Source organism: Cryobacterium sp. LW097 (assembly GCF_002205495.2).
GTDB lineage: Bacteria > Actinomycetota > Actinomycetes > Actinomycetales > Microbacteriaceae > Cryobacterium > Cryobacterium zongtaii.
Genome location: NZ_CP021992.1, coordinates 1,180,760 through 1,194,883 on the forward strand (window position 1 = coordinate 1,180,760; position 14,124 = coordinate 1,194,883).

Annotated in this window: 11 protein-coding genes; 7 read left to right on the forward strand and 4 right to left on the reverse strand. The window is 70.8% G+C overall.

From position 1 onward, the window contains the following. Positions 1-41: 41 nt before the first annotated feature. Positions 42-1,619: a Na+/H+ antiporter gene (locus B7495_RS05465; RefSeq protein ID WP_240632420.1), complete on the reverse strand. Its 1,578-nt coding sequence runs from the start codon at positions 1,617-1,619 to the stop codon at positions 42-44. Positions 1,620-1,763: 144 nt separating this feature from the next. On the opposite strand from B7495_RS05465, the gene B7495_RS05470 reads away from it, so the two are divergent. From B7495_RS05470 to B7495_RS05490, 5 genes are all read left to right on the forward strand, one after another. Then, complete coding sequence (locus B7495_RS05470) at positions 1,764-2,621, forward strand: class II fructose-bisphosphate aldolase (protein WP_088455685.1); 858 nt, start codon at positions 1,764-1,766, stop codon at positions 2,619-2,621. Position 2,622: 1 nt separating this feature from the next. Further along, complete coding sequence (locus tag B7495_RS05475; protein WP_088455686.1) at positions 2,623-3,426, forward strand: HAD-IA family hydrolase; 804 nt, start codon at positions 2,623-2,625, stop codon at positions 3,424-3,426. Then, complete coding sequence (gene dhaL, locus B7495_RS05480; RefSeq protein ID WP_088455687.1) at positions 3,423-4,112, forward strand: dihydroxyacetone kinase subunit DhaL; 690 nt, start codon at positions 3,423-3,425, stop codon at positions 4,110-4,112. The genes B7495_RS05475 and dhaL overlap by 4 nt, the downstream gene beginning before the upstream one ends. A 92-nt stretch (positions 4,113-4,204) precedes the next feature. Then, complete coding sequence (gene dhaK / locus B7495_RS05485; protein ID WP_088455688.1) at positions 4,205-5,200, forward strand: dihydroxyacetone kinase subunit DhaK; 996 nt, start codon at positions 4,205-4,207, stop codon at positions 5,198-5,200. Positions 5,201-5,247: 47 nt separating this feature from the next. After that, positions 5,248-5,925 (forward strand): maleylpyruvate isomerase N-terminal domain-containing protein, encoded by a 678-nt coding sequence (locus tag B7495_RS05490; protein ID WP_088455689.1) that lies wholly within the window; start codon positions 5,248-5,250, stop codon positions 5,923-5,925. A 134-nt stretch (positions 5,926-6,059) separates the two neighbouring features. On the opposite strand, the gene B7495_RS05495 is transcribed toward B7495_RS05490, so the two are convergent. Next, a complete protein-coding gene (locus B7495_RS05495) occupies positions 6,060-11,582 on the reverse strand; it encodes a DUF4011 domain-containing protein (protein WP_088455690.1) in 5,523 nt (1,840 codons plus the stop codon). A 285-nt stretch (positions 11,583-11,867) separates the two neighbouring features. On the opposite strand from B7495_RS05495, the gene rpsO reads away from it, so the two are divergent. After that, a complete protein-coding gene (gene rpsO, locus B7495_RS05500) occupies positions 11,868-12,137 on the forward strand; it encodes a 30S ribosomal protein S15 (protein ID WP_088455691.1) in 270 nt (89 codons plus the stop codon). A gap of 107 nt (positions 12,138-12,244) precedes the next feature. On the opposite strand, the gene B7495_RS05505 is transcribed toward rpsO, so the two are convergent. Both B7495_RS05505 and B7495_RS05510 read right to left on the reverse strand, forming a co-directional pair. Beyond that, positions 12,245-12,877 (reverse strand): hypothetical protein, encoded by a 633-nt coding sequence (locus B7495_RS05505; RefSeq protein ID WP_088455692.1) that lies wholly within the window; start codon positions 12,875-12,877, stop codon positions 12,245-12,247. Next, on the reverse strand, positions 12,874-13,197 hold the full coding sequence (locus B7495_RS05510) for a hypothetical protein (RefSeq protein ID WP_121678474.1): 324 nt from the start codon (positions 13,195-13,197) through the stop codon (positions 12,874-12,876). The genes B7495_RS05505 and B7495_RS05510 overlap by 4 nt, the downstream gene beginning before the upstream one ends. A gap of 96 nt (positions 13,198-13,293) precedes the next feature. Here B7495_RS05510 and B7495_RS05515 point away from each other — a divergent pair, with 96 nt between their 5' ends. After that, on the forward strand, positions 13,294-14,109 hold the full coding sequence (locus B7495_RS05515) for a fructosamine kinase family protein (RefSeq protein WP_088455694.1): 816 nt from the start codon (positions 13,294-13,296) through the stop codon (positions 14,107-14,109). Positions 14,110-14,124: the final 15 nt, after the last annotated feature.

The window sequence follows — 14,124 nt, forward strand, 5'->3', positions numbered from 1 at the left end:
CGTTTGGCCGCGAGCACGATGGTGCTCCGCGCGCCGCCACCTCATTCCTGGTGCTTGGGCGACCCGGCTTTGAGCGCGGACTCCTCCACATCGATGAAGGCCAACGCAGAGCGGATGGCCGGCTCCTGGTAGCGGCCGTCCGCCCGGGCGGTCAGCACGGCCTCCCGCTCGGCCTCGATCATGGCCCGCCGCAGCCGGTTGTACGCGGCCGGCAGCGGCTCCGCCTCATCCGGAGCCGGGTTGTCGAGCGCATCCGCGAGGAACACGGCGTTGGTGCGCAACCGGCCGATCACCCGGTCCTCGTCGGCGTCGGTCACCTCGGTGTCGAGCCGGGCCAGGCCGGCGGTCTGCGCCTCGGCCAGGAGCATCTGCGCCTCGATCCTCTCCTGGGTCCGGTCCGGCGGCGGCAGGCGCAACCGGCGGATGATCCACGGCAGCGCCAGCCCCTGCAGGAGGGTGCCGACCACCACCACGAAGGCCAGCAGCTGCAGAAGTTCGCGCTGGGGTGTCTCCGGGGGGAGTAGGAAGACCGCCGCGAGAGTGACCACCCCGCGCATCCCCGCGAACGACACGGCCACCCCGGTGCGCCAGCTCCAACCGCGCTCCCGCAACCGCCGCGGTCCGTACCGATAGATCGACGTGGTGATGGCCATCCACACGAAACGCGACACGAGCAGGGCGGCGAGGATCACCAGAGCGATCCACACCGTGGTCCAGAACCCCGTACCGGTGAGCCGCACCCCCTCAAGAATCGACGCCAGGTTGAGGCCGATGAACAGGAACACGGCGTTCTCCAGCAGGAACTGGATGGTGCGCCAGTTGATCGACTCGGCGATGCGGGCCTCCGCCGACTGGATCACCGGCGCGCGATAGCCCAGGAACAGGCCGGCGATCACCACCGCCAGCACCCCAGAACCGTGCACCAGCTCGCCGAGGATGAACGCCAGGTACGGCGTCACCAGCGACAGGCTGGTGTCCAGCACCGGCGCGTGCAACTGCCGACGGATCACGGCCAGCACGAACCCGACGGCGAGCCCGACGCCCACACCGCCGACGACAGCGACGACGAAGTCGCCGGTCACCGAGAGCGGGCTCACAGTGCTCAGGATGGCCGCGATCGCCGCGTTGAGGGCCACCAGCGCGGTCGCGTCGTTGAGCAGGCTCTCACCCTCGAGCACCGTGACCACCCGCCGCGGCAGGCCCAGCCGCCCGGCGATGGCCGTGATCGCCACGGCATCCGTCGGTGCCACGACAGCGCCGAACGCGAACGCGGCAGCGAGCGAAATCGCCGGCACCACCAGCCACGCGGTCAGCCCCACCGTCACGACGGTGAAGGCCACCAGGCCCACCGACAGCAGCAGGATGCCGTCCCGCCGGGCCCGCACGTCCACGATCGACGTGCGGATGGCCGCCGCGAACAGCAGCGGGGGCAACAGCCCGTAGAGCACCAACTCCGGCTCGAGCTCGATGCGTGGCACCGACGGCAGGAACGACGCGGCCGCGCCGACGACCACCAGGACGAAGGGCGCCGACCAGCCGATCCGCCGGGAGAAGCCGGTCACCGTGACGGTGACCAGGACGAACACGACGATCCAGACAATGGTGCTGACGGGGTCCATAGCGACAATTATGCGCGAGCGCCGCGCCGCCGCGGGAGGGCTGTGCGGCGAGGGGGTGCTGCAGCATCCAGTCACGTCCGCCATTGCCCGTTGGTGTGTTGACGCCTACGATCCCCAGCAAACACGCGAGGAAGCGAGGCGCACATGGCCGTGAGCACTCTCAAGGAGATCGTCGATCGTGCGTTCGCCGAGAAATACGGCGTTCCCGCGATCAACGTGGTGAACGACCTCACGATGGAGGCGGTGCTGGCCGGGGCCGTCGAAGCCCGCTCGCCGGTGATCGTGCAAACCTCGGTGAAGACCGTCAAGTCCATCGGATCCGACGTGCTCTTCGCCATGTGGTCGGCGATGACCGCCGGCATCGACGTGCCCGTCGCGCTGCACCTGGACCACTGCCCGGACCGGGATGTGATCACCGAGTGCCTCGAACGCGGCTGGAACTCGGTGTTGTTCGACGCCTCCACCCTGCCGGTGGAGGAGAACCAGCGCCAGACCATCGAGGTGGTGCGGCAGGCCCGCACGTTCGGCGCTCACGTGGAGGGCGAGATCGAGTCCATCACGGGCGTCGAAGACGGTGTGGGCAGTGACACCGAAGCGGCCAGGCAGAGCCTCGCGGTGTCGCTCAGGTTCCTCGAGGCCACCGGCGTGGACGTGTTCGCGCCGGCGATCGGCAACGCGCACGGGGTGTACAAGCGGGAACCGGTGCTCGACTTCCAGCGGGTGAGCGACCTCGTCGCCGCCCACCCGATCCCGATCGCCCTGCACGGCGGCAGCGGCATGACCGACGCCCAATTCACCGACCTCATCGCTCGGGGCTGCGCCAAGGTGAATATCTCCACGGCACTGAAGATCACCTACATGAAATCCAACCTCTCCTTCCTCACGGATGCCCAGGCGCGCGACAAGTGGGACCCACCGTCGCTGTTCGCGAAGGTGCGCACCGACATCGTCAACCTCACCAGGGGACTGGCCGAACAGTTCGGCAGCGCGGGGAAGGCCTGAGATGCCGGCACTGATCTTCGACTGCGACGGGGTGCTCGCCGACACCGAACGGGACGGCCACCTGCCGGCGTTCAACCAGACCTTCGACGAGTTCGGGGTGCCCGTGCACTGGAGTGACGCCGACTACGCCGAGAAGGTGAGGATCGGCGGGGGAAAGGAACGGATGCGGAGCATCCTCACCCCGGACGTCGCCCGGCAGCTGGGTCTGCCAGAGGACCCGGCGGCCTGGGACGAGACCATCCTGGCCTGGCACCATCGCAAGACCGCGATCTACACCGAACGCGTGGCCGCGGGGGTGCTGCCGGCCCGGCCCGGCATCCGTCGCCTCACCGAGGAAGCCGCCGCGGCGGGCTGGACCCTCGCCGTGGCCTCGACCTCGGCCGAGGCGTCGGTGCGGGCGGTGCTCACCCACGCGGTGGGGCCCGACCTCGCTGCGGGGTTCCACGTCTTCGCGGGCGACATCGTTCCGGCAAAAAAGCCCGCGCCCGATATCTACCTGTATGCCCTGCGTGCGCTGGGCGTCGACCCGAGCGAAGCGCTGGTGATCGAGGACAGCGAGAACGGGCTGCGGGCCGCGCTCGCCGCCGGGCTTGCGACCGTTGTGACCGTGAGCAGCTACACGGCCGACGAGGACTTCGACGGCGCCGCCCTCGTGGTCTCGTCCCTCGGTGACCCCGCCGGGCCCGCCGCCGAGATCCTGGCCGACCCGGCCGGCATCCACCCCGGCCCGTATCTGCGGCTGGCGGACCTCGTCACGATCCTCACCCTGCCCGGCACCTCAAGAACAGGAAGCGAGACCCCATGACCAGCCTGGCCGACACCGAATTCGTCGTGCACAGCATCGCCCAGACGGCGGTCGACAACGAGAAGGAGTTCGGCGACCTCGACGCCGTCGTCGGCGACGGTGACTTCGGCTATTCGCTCGCCAGGGGCTTCGAAATCGTCCTCGCCGACTGGGACGAGTACGACCGCAGCAGCCCGAGTGCGTTCCTGCAGAAGGTGGGCATGGTCATCTCCGGGCGGATCGGCGGGACCTCCGGGCCGCTCTGGGGCACCGCGTTCCTGCGGGCGTCCCTCGCGGTCAAGGGCAGGGACGAGGTGCGCGGCGGCGACGCCGTCGCGATGCTGCGCAGCGCAATCGCCGGCATCAAGTCGCGCGGCAATTCCGACGTGGGCGACAAGACCCTGCTCGACGCTCTCGTGCCGATGACGGATGCCCTCGAGGAGGAGGTCACGGCCGGCACCGACGCGCCCGCCACCCTGCACCGCATGGCCGCGGTCGCCCGGCAAGCCTCCGACCAGACCGCCATGATGCAGGCCCGTCGGGGCCGGGCCAGCTACACGGGGGAGCGGAGCATCGGCTCGCCGGACCCCGGCGCGGTGGCGGTGGCCGTGATCCTCGAGCGGCTGAGCGCCGAGTGGGATGCCCGGGTGGGTTCATCCGCCGGCACCCCGAACGACGCGGAACGGCCATCCAGTCACACCGACTGAGCGTCGCACCGCACACGCACAGCGCTCGTATCCGCAAGGCACACGCACCGACCGAGCACACGACCGACCGAGCACCGCCCAGAGAGGGAGCCATGAAGAAATTCGTCAATGATCCGAAGCAGTACGTTCCGGAGATGCTCAAGGGCATCGCGCTGGCCAACCCCGACACACTGAAGTATGTGCCCGCGTACAACCTGATCATGCGAGCCGACAGCCCGAACCCCGACAGGGTGTCGATCATCCAGGGCTCGGGCTCCGGGCACGAACCGGCGCACGTGATGACGGTCGGCAAGGGCATGCTCGACGCGGCCTGCCCCGGCGACGTGTTCTCGGCGCCGCCGATGGACTACGTGTACGAGACCACCAAGCTGCTGGCCTCGCCCAAGGGTGTGCTGTTGCTGGTGAACAACTACACGGGCGACCGGATGGCCTTCGAAATGGCGCAGGAGCTCAGCGCCGCCGACGGTGTCAACGTGAAGACCCTGTTCATCGACGATGACGTCGCCGTGCAGGACTCCACCTACACCGTGGGCCGGCGCGGGGTGGCGGGCAACTTCTTCGTGATGAAGGCCGTCGGCGCCGCCGCCGAGCAGGGCGCGGACCTGGACGAGCTGGTCCGGATCGGGGAGAAGGTCGACAGCGTCACCCGCACCATGGGGATCGCCCTCACCTCCTGCACCCCGCCGGCGAAGGGATCCCCGCTGTTCGAGCTCGGCGACGATGAGATCGAGGTGGGTGTGGGCATTCACGGTGAACCCGGCCGGCGGCGGGCCAAGCTCACCACGGCCAACGAGATGACCGACGAGATGCTGGATGCCGTCGTGAAGGACCTGCCCTATGTGGCCGGCGACAGGGTGGCCCTGATGATCAACGGGCTCGGTGGAACCCCGATCAGCGAGCTCTACATCCTGTTCGGGCGGGCGCACGAGCGGCTCACCGAGCTGGGCATCACGGTGGGACGCAGCTACGTGGGTGAATACTGCACCTCCCTCGACATGGCTGGGGCGTCACTGACCCTGGTGCGGCTCGACGACGAGATCGAGGCGCTGCTGGCGGCGCCGGCCGAGATCGCGGCGCGAGTGTTCTAGCCCGGCGCGTTCTGCACGAGCGGGCACGGTGCGGCTACTCTGTGGGCATGAGTGAGACTCCCAGGGACTGGTCAGACGCGGTTTTCGCTTTCGATTCGGCCGCGAGGTGGTTCGTGGCGGTCACCGCAGGGATCGCCGAGCGCGCCGCCGGGGATGACGAGGTCTGGGGGCAGTTGGGCCTGGGCGAGTGGAGTGTGCGCGACCTCGTCGGGCACACCAGCCGGGCCCTGTCCACCATTGAGGCCTACCTCGACCTCGCGGCAGAGGAGGATGCCGTCGGCGTGGCCGCCCCGATCGAGGTGACCACGCCGGCGGCCTACTTCGAGCGCGCGCTCGCCGCGGGAACACCCGAGCTGATCGCGCAACGCGGTCGGGAGACCGCCGCCACCCTCGGCGCCCAGCCCGCGGTCGCGGTCGCGGAGCTCGCCGCCAGGGTGCTGGCCCGGGTGGCCACCCTCGACGGCTCCGAGCCGGCGGATACGCCGGCCGGGCGCATCCGCATCGCCGAGTACCTGCCGTCGCGCACCCTGGAACTCACCGTGCACACGAGCGACCTGCTGCAGAGCCAGGGAGTACCCGCCGCCGACCAGACCGTGCCCGAGCCCGCCGCCGCCGCGACCCTGCACGTGCTCGCCGACCTGGCCGCCCACAAGGGCCTGTCCGCACCCCTGTTGCGCGCCGCCACCGGCCGTGCCCCGCTGCCCGCCGGGTTCTCCGTGCTCTGAGCGCACTATTATCACGGCCCGTGTTGCTCCCCGCGGCCCGTGTTGTGCTCGGCGGCCCGCGTTAGAACGGGTGCCGGCGGCACAAAGACGTGCCGCGAGAGCTTAGACGTGCCGCGGGGGAGGTCAGGGCTCGGCTACGCCAGGGCGGCGGCCTCGTGCGCCTGGCGGGCGGCGTCGAGAGCGTCGAGTTTCTCGGCGAGACGATCCAGCACCGCGTCGCGGTCGCCCAGCCACTCGGGCAACCACACCCGCTCCACGGCCGGCCAGCCCATCAGCCTGGAGAGCACCTCGACGGGCAGGCCGTCCCGGTCCGAGACCGTGCGGCGGGCGGCCCAGGTGGGGCCGTCGAGCAGCACGGCCATCACCGGATGCCCGGGCGCCCCGGTCGTGGCCACACTGAGGTCCACCCGGAAGTCGGACAGCCCCACGTCCGCCTGCACCGCGAAGCCGCGCTCGCGCAGGGCCTCGGCGATCTCCTCCCGGTGCCGGTCCAACGCCCCGGACTGGCGCAGCGGGGTGGCGAGCCCGTCGGCGCCGCCGGCGGCCAGGTCCAGGTAGGCCCGCAGGTCTTTCACCCCGGCCGAGATGGTCTCTTCGGCGCGCAGGTCGGCGGGCGCGAAGCTGCTGAACACGATCACCTGGCGCCGGGCCCGGGTGATCGCCACGTTCAGGCGCCGTTCGCCGCCGGGCAGGTTGAGCGGGCCGAAGTTCAGCGGCAGCCGGCCCGAGGCATCCGCGCTGAACGCCGTGGAGAACAGGATGGTGTCGCGCTCGTCACCCTGCACGTTCTCCAGGTTCTTGACGAACAGGCCGTCGGTGTCGGTGTCGAGGGCGTGCACGATGCGCTCATCGCCGCTGTCGCGGAGGCTGCCCTCGATGAGGGCCCGCTGCTGCACGTTGAAGGTGATCACGCCGATGGACGGGGTCTCTTCGGGCTCGGCGGCGAACCTGGCCAGGATCTCGGCGACGATGGCCTGGGCCTCGACCGGGTTGGTGCGCAGCGACTTGCCCTTACCGCTGCGGAGGAACTGACCGTCGACCCGGCGGAGGCTCACACCGTAGCCCGCGGAGCCGGAGCCGGAGCCGGAGCCGGAGCCGGAGCCGGAGCCGGAGCCGGAGCCGGCATCCGTGCCCGCACCGTGGTGCGGAGCCGGGAACGAGGACAACCGGTCACGGTAGTACGCGCGGTTGCTGAAGGCGATCAGCGACTCGTCCTGGCTGCGATAGTGCCAGGACAGCCACTTGCTGGGTACCTGCGCCTGCACGCACTCCGACAGGATCGACTCCTCGTCGCGCACGAACTCGAGGGTGTCGCCGTCCTCCTCGCCGGAGCCGATGGTCGACTCCGCGAACGAGGTGGGCGGCATCTGCTTGCTGTCACCCACGACGACCACCGACCGGGCCCTCCCCATGGCTCCGACGGCGTCGGACACCCGCACCTGGGAGGCCTCGTCGAAGACCACGATGTCGAACAGGCCGGCCTGGGCGGGGAAGAACCTGGCCACCGACTCCGGGCTCATCAGCATGCACGGCAGGATGTCGGTGATCAGGTCGCCGAACTCGTGCATGAGCTCGCGCACTCCCATGCCGCCGCGCTGCCGGTCCAGCTGCCGTTTGAGCAGGCCGAGCCGGGCCGCCGTCTCGGTGCCCGGGTTCCCGGAGTCGCCGGCGGCGTCCGGGGTCGGGCCGATGGTGCGCCGCCGCAAGACGCTGTACGGGATGAAGGTGGGCAGGTGCCGGCGCACCGCACCGGATGACGTGGTGAAGCGGGTGATCGAACGGTTCTGGGCGGCGGCGTCGAACTGGTCCAGGGTGGTGGCCGAGCCGCGTTCGGCGACGGATGCCGTGGCGAGCCCCTTCTCGAACGCCAGACCGGCGTCGTCGGCGTCGACCTCGCCGCGGAGCACAGCGGTGTGCGCGGCCGTGAGCCCGAGCCGGGCCAGCGGTTCGAGGTGCTCGAGCAGGGCGATCCACCGGGTGAGGGTGGGCAGTCCCGGTGCCTGGGCGTCCCGTTCCTCGCGGCCGCGGGACCAGACGGCGACGAGGCCGCCGTCCGCGGCCCAGCCGGCCATGGCGGCCGGTCCGGCGCCGGTGGCCGTCATCACGGCCTGCAGGGCGAGAAGCGCACGGTTCAGTGCGGTGGCGAGTGCGGCATCCGGTTCGGTGCTGGCGTCGAGATAACCGCGCAGGGCGGCCACGAAGTCAACGCTGAGGTCGCGGTGCTCGGATGCGACGACACCACCGGCCCAGCGCAGCCAGGCCAGGCGGGCGGCGAGCTCGTCGCGGCCGGTCGGGCCGGTCTGCGTAGTCTGCCCGGTCTGCCCGGTCTGCGCCGGAGCAACCGGCGCGGAGCCGACCAGGGGGTTCCAATCATCCGCGATGCTCACGCCATCCACGGCCCGCACCAGGCCGCGCAGGGCGTGCAGCCGGGCCTGGCTGTCGGCGAGCTGGCCGGTGACGGTGGTGAGGGAGCCGAGGGGCAGCTTCGCCCCTGGCCGCATCTCCGCGGCCAGCCGCGCGAGCACGGCCTTCCGTCGGCCGCGACGGCCGAAGAAGCTCGAGGCATCCGCCGCCTGCGCGTCCCGGTGCAGGGCCGCGGCGTCCAGCCGCAGTGCGCCGGGTTCGAGCACGGTCAGTGCCGGGTGTTCGGCCTGCACAAAGGTGCCGGTGGCCTGTTCGGCGTCGGCCGCGGCCGTGGCCCAATCCGGGGAGCGGGTGCCGTCCAGGGTGACCAGCGGCACCCGATCGGCGGCGGCGAGACTGCTCAACGTGACGTATTCGGTAGGGCTCGCCGCGGCGGCCACGACGCTCGCCGCGGCGCCAGAGCCGGCCGTCTCGTCGGCGCGGGGGAGCGCGGCCAGGGCTTCGTCGAGCTCCAGCGCGGCGCGGGCAACGGTCGCCAGGTCGAGGGGGCCGGCGGGCGGCGTGGCGATGAACGCCCACGGATGCTGCGGCCGCGGCCGGGCCGGATCGGTCACATCGGGCAGATCCCGCAGCATCCGCCGCAGCTCGTCGAGCTCGTCGGCCGTGATGCGCGCGGGCAGGTCGGCCGGCACGGGCAGGGCCCGCACGTCGACGTCGGCGGTGAGCTGTGCGGTGCGGGCGGAGTAGAAGGACAGGCCGGCGCCGTTCTGTTCGTGCAACCTATCGGTGTACCTGGCCAGGCTGCGCCGGGCGGTGCCGAGCACGTCGAGGTCGTTCTTCAGCCCCTGGCCGTCCACCGTCACCTCGTGTTCGAGAGCCTGCCGGATTTGGGCTCGCACCGTGGCGGGCTTGCTGGCCTTGTCGTGCAGGTCGAGCGCGAACGGGCCCATGCCCACCTCGTTCAGCCGGGCCTGCACCACCTGCAGGGCCGCGCGTTTTTCCGCGACGAACAGCACCTTCTTTCCCTCATAGACCGCGCGGGTGAGGAGGTTGGTGATGGTCTGCGACTTGCCGGTGCCGGGTGGGCCCTCGAGCACGAAGGTGCGCTCGGCGATGGCCTCGGCCACGGCGGCCAGCTGCGACGAGTCGCCGGGCACCGGGCACTCGGCGCCGAGAGCATCGAGGTCGGCGGGCGCAGGCAGGGCCACCGGGTCGACGAACGGCTGGGTGGGGGTATGCACGAGGTGGCTCACCAGGGAGTTCTCGGCCAGGGTCTGCCAGTTCTCGTCGAGGTCCTTCCAGAGGCGGAACTTGGCGAACTGCAGGATCGACAGGTCGAGGGTCTCCTCGACCCGGTAGGGCAAACCGGCCGCCAGCAGCGCCTCGCGGGTGGCGCGGAACGCGGCGGCCAGGTCGATTCCGGTCGCGTCGGCGGCCGGGGTCGCCAGGCCGTCGATCGTGAGGCCGTGCAGCTGCCGAAGCTTCTCGAGCAGGCAGTAGTTGGGCGTGGACGCCCCGGCCTCGTCGAGCCGCACCCGGTAGTCGCCGCCGCGGCCGGCCGGTTCGAGCACCACCGGAACGAGCACCAGGGGGCTGCGGAGCTCCCGGTCGTTCGCGGTCCAGACCAGCGAGCCGAAGGCCAGGTAGAGATTGTTGGCGCCGGTCTCCTGCACCACGGTGCGGGCCTTGTAGGCCAGCGCCCGCAGCTTGGTGGCGTAGGCGGCGTCGGTGACGTCGGCGTACACGGCCTTCTTGTCGGCGAGCAGGGCCGCGAGCTGGTCGGCGGGCAGATCCCGGCCGAATCGGATGCCGCGCTCCCGGTCGGTCGTCGTCATCCGGTCGGCGGGCAGCAGGGTCAGCCCGGCACCATCGGTGACGAGGTCTTCGACTCCGGCCAGGTGCTGGTCGGGCACCGTCAGGGCCAGGGCGCCGCGTTCGGTGAAGTTGATCAGTCGGTTGCGCAAGCTCAGGTCGAGCAGGGCGTTCTTCCACTGCGAGATACGGGGCGGCGTGCTCGAGGAGCGGCCGGACGGGGTGCCTGCGGTGGCCGCGTCGGCCGCATCTTTCGCGGCCGCATCCGTTTCGTTGACGACGACGGGCCCGCCGGGCGAGACCCCTGCCGGCCGGTATTCGGTGACGACCACGGTGCCGTCGGCGGTCACGGTGCGTGCCGGCAGCGGCAGGATGTGGGTGCGCCGCGACTGCACCACGTCGACCACTCCGATCACGGTGGCCAGGTCCGCGAGCCAGTCCAGATACGGCGAGCGCTGGGCCTGGGCGAAGGTGACCGGAGTGCCGGTGTCACGGTCGGTGACCTGGGTGGTCTCCACGAGCCGGATCAGGTCGAGATCGATGAGGTTGATCACCTCGGCCACGTCGGTGAGCGCGGGCGCGCCGAGGGTCTCCTCTTCGCGCCAGTAGCCGAGGAATGCGTGCCCGGCGACCACCCAGAGCAGCGGATGCAACCCGGCCTGCTCGAGGGCGGCGGCCATCACCACGACGGTGTCGAGGCAGGTGCCGACGCCACCCGACGTGCCCTCGCCGGTCGTGGTGCCCAGCACCTCGCCGGGCGTGCGCACCTTCTGGCCGTCGTCGGACCAGCTGGCCGGCGGGGTGGCGTAGCGGATGGTGCGGGCCCGCATGGCCACGAACACCGCCTCGACCACCTGGTCGACCCTGTCCGGGCCCGACTGGTAGCCGGGCATGGCCGCCGACCCGGTGCGGGCCTCGAGCGCGGCAGCGGCCTCGGCGAGCAGGGTGGCGATCTCGGGGTGGTTGGGCAGCACGTGCGCCGAGAGCATCTCCAGCGCCAGGTCCACCGGCCGGGCGATCCACTGCTGGGCGGCGAGCAGCTGGATGGGCTCGCCCGCCTCGGCGACGACGACGCCGGCCACGAGCAGGCTGGCCCGGATCTCGGCCGGGCGCTGCTCCTCGATGAGCAGCATCGCGGTGGGGTCGACGGTCAGGGAGACATCCGTAAAGGTCAAGGTGCGCTCAGCGGCGAGGTCCACGAGCAGATCACGGGCGGTACCGAGGGTGTCGCCGGCGCTGAGCACCTCGAGCCGCAGCACGGCCTCCCGCACGGCGGACCCACGGTTGTCGACGCCCACCCGGCCGACCACGTTGATGCGATTGTGCGCCAGGGCATAGCTGAGCACCGGCGTCGCGGTGAGCGAGAGGGTGATGTCGCCGTTCGTGGCCGTGCGGCCCGTATTCAGTGCGGTCGAGTCCAGTGCGGCCGAGTCTGGTGCAGCTGAGTCCAGGGTGGTCGAGTCCGGGCCGGTCGATTCCATGGGTGCTCCTCGTGTCGTGCGGGTTGGTGCTGGTGTTACTCGGCCCCCGTGCGGGGGACCATTCAATCATCGGCGAGTGTGAGCCCGACGTGGTGCACCCCGTGCCCGAACGAACCGGTGTGTCCGGTGTCACGCCCGCGCTCCCACCGGGGAGGGGAACCCCGATCCGAACGGGTTGGCCGAACTCTGCTAAGATCTTGAGGTTGCCGTTCAACGGCCGCGGATAAAGAGAGCTCAGGCATTCTGCCCCGAGCACCGCGCAGTGAGAGAAAGGGGATCCCATCTATGGCACTCGAAGCTAATGCTAAGAAGGCGATCATCGAAAAGTACGCTACCCACCCGGGCGACACGGGTTCCCCCGAAGTCCAGATTGCAATGCTCACGCAGCGCATTCTTGACCTCACGGAACACCTCAAAGAGCACAAGCACGACCACCACTCGCGTCGTGGCCTGCTCCTCCTGGTTGGTCAGCGTCGCCGTCTGCTCGGCTACCTGTCCGACGTGGACATCAGCCGCTACCGCTCGCTCATCGAGCGTCTCGGCCTGCGCCGCTAGGTAGTAGCCGAATGGTTCGCTGATAACGCGATCTTCTTCGAAACGGGCCGTCACCCTTGAGGTGGCGGCCCGTTTTGTGTACCCCGGATGCCGTCAGGCCGCCGCTGTCAGGCCGGCTCGGCCGCTGAGTCCAGTGCCCGGGTGTAATAACCCCACGGGAACGTCGTCTCGCCCACCAGACGCCAGCCCTCGGCCTCGAGGTGTCGTCGAGCCGCGTTTCCCGGTGTCCACAGCAGCCGGCGGTGCTCCCACTGCCGGTCCGAGGCCTCCAGCACGTGGTACAGCGTGCCGTAATCCACGACGTGCCAGCCGCGGCGGCCCTCGATCGCCAGTATGGCCATCTCGTCGAACGCGGTGACCGGGCTGAGCACCTTGCGGCGCGGATGCCCGGGCTCGCCGTCGTGTGCGGCCGCGGCCGGGCCGGCGGAGCCTGTTTGGCTCGCCGAGGAGAATCGCTGCTGGGCGGCCTGCCGGCTTACCCCGAGCACCCGGCCCAGGGCGTCCCAGCTGTGCCCGGCGGCCCGCGCGCCGTTGATCGAGTCCCGCAGCAATCGGCTGGTTTCCTCCGCGGCGGTGCGGCTGGCACCGACCAGACGGAGGTACGCATCCGGGTCGCTCTCGAGGTCGGCGCGGAGACCGGTCGGGCTGCCGAGCACCGCTTCGGCGACCGCGTCGCGCACCGCGGCGGCCTCTGCGGCCGTCAGCGACGTCGGTGAATGTTCGGGTGTCGGCGCCGTCATCGCTCGTCCGTCCGCTGGTCACGACGTTGGGCAAGCCGCTGTCCCGCGCTGTCGGCGTCGGTCGCGTCGCGCAGCGGTTCCAGGTTGTCGAGTGCCACGGTGTCGCGCAGCCTGGCCACCCTCTGGCGGCCGATCTCGGTCCACAGGATGACGGTGACCAGCAGAACGCTGAGCATTCCGGTGAGGAAGCCCAAGACGGAGTCGGCCGGGTCGTGGTCGACGAGGACGGCCGCGGTGGAGAGTGCGGCGATCACCACCACTCCGCCGACCACGGCCGCGGCATACCAGCGCGGGCGGGAAAGGGAACTCTTTGTGTTCATGTGTCAAGGATGCATTGACAGCGAAGTTCTGTCAAGCATTCCTTGACGCACCGGTCTCCCGTAGCGCCGGACGGGGCAAGCGGTAAGAGTGGAGGGATGAATGACTTCGTCAGCTCACCCGGCGGCGACCCGCGGGGCTTCGACAAGCGGCACCACGGTGCCCCCTCCGGCTTCTTCGAGGCCGAGGCCGCCGGCCTGGCTTGGCTGGCGATACCCGGCGGAGTGCGCACCGCCCAGGTGCTCGACCTCGAGCCCGGGCACATCGTGCTGGAGACCATCGACGAGGTGCCACCCAGCCGGTCGGCCGCGCGAGCGTTCGGCGCGGAGCTGTCGGTGACCCACTCGGCCGGCGCCGCGGCGTTCGGTGCCCCACCCGACAACTGGAGCGGCCCGTTGTTCATCGGTAATCGGAGCCTCCCCAGCGCTTACGAGAGCGACTGGGGAGTGTTCTACGCCCGCTACCGGGTGCTGCCGTACCTGGATATCGCCGTCGACGTGGGCGGGATCACGGCCCGGCAGGCCGAGGCCGTGCACGCGGCCTGCGCGCGCATCGAGGCCGGCGACTTCGATGACGGCGCCCCGCCGGCCCGGATACACGGCGACCTGTGGACCGGCAACGTGTTGTGGTCCGCCGACGGGGTCGTGCTGATCGACCCGGCCGCGCACGGCGGCCACCGCGAAACCGACCTGGCGATGCTCGCCCTGTTCGGCTGCCCATACCTCGAGGAGATCACCGCGGGCTACGAGTCGGCATCGCGGCTGGTGCCGGGCTGGCGGGCGCGTACGCCTCTGCACCAGCTGCATCCGCTGGCCGTGCACGCGGCCGGACACGGCGCGGCGTACGGCCGGGCACTCGAGCAGGCCGCCGAAGCCGTGCTCGAGCTACCCGCCACCCGCCCGCCCGCGGAGTGACCGGCCGGGGTGAGG

What these genes read in the sequence shown, in the direction of transcription:
- B7495_RS05465 (WP_240632420.1), bottom strand. Translation starts at nt 1,619, where the DNA reads ATGGACCCCGTCAGCACCATTGTCTGGATCGTCGTGTTCGTCCTGGTC.
- B7495_RS05470 (WP_088455685.1), top strand. Translation starts at nt 1,764, where the DNA reads ATGGCCGTGAGCACTCTCAAGGAGATCGTCGATCGTGCGTTCGCCGAG.
- B7495_RS05475 (WP_088455686.1), top strand. Translation starts at nt 2,623, where the DNA reads ATGCCGGCACTGATCTTCGACTGCGACGGGGTGCTCGCCGACACCGAA.
- dhaL (WP_088455687.1), top strand. Translation starts at nt 3,423, where the DNA reads ATGACCAGCCTGGCCGACACCGAATTCGTCGTGCACAGCATCGCCCAG.
- dhaK (WP_088455688.1), top strand. Translation starts at nt 4,205, where the DNA reads ATGAAGAAATTCGTCAATGATCCGAAGCAGTACGTTCCGGAGATGCTC.
- B7495_RS05490 (WP_088455689.1), top strand. Translation starts at nt 5,248, where the DNA reads ATGAGTGAGACTCCCAGGGACTGGTCAGACGCGGTTTTCGCTTTCGAT.
- B7495_RS05495 (WP_088455690.1), bottom strand. Translation starts at nt 11,582, where the DNA reads ATGGAATCGACCGGCCCGGACTCGACCACCCTGGACTCAGCTGCACCA.
- rpsO (WP_088455691.1), top strand. Translation starts at nt 11,868, where the DNA reads ATGGCACTCGAAGCTAATGCTAAGAAGGCGATCATCGAAAAGTACGCT.
- B7495_RS05505 (WP_088455692.1), bottom strand. Translation starts at nt 12,877, where the DNA reads ATGACGGCGCCGACACCCGAACATTCACCGACGTCGCTGACGGCCGCA.
- B7495_RS05510 (WP_121678474.1), bottom strand. Translation starts at nt 13,197, where the DNA reads ATGAACACAAAGAGTTCCCTTTCCCGCCCGCGCTGGTATGCCGCGGCC.
- B7495_RS05515 (WP_088455694.1), top strand. Translation starts at nt 13,294, where the DNA reads ATGAATGACTTCGTCAGCTCACCCGGCGGCGACCCGCGGGGCTTCGAC.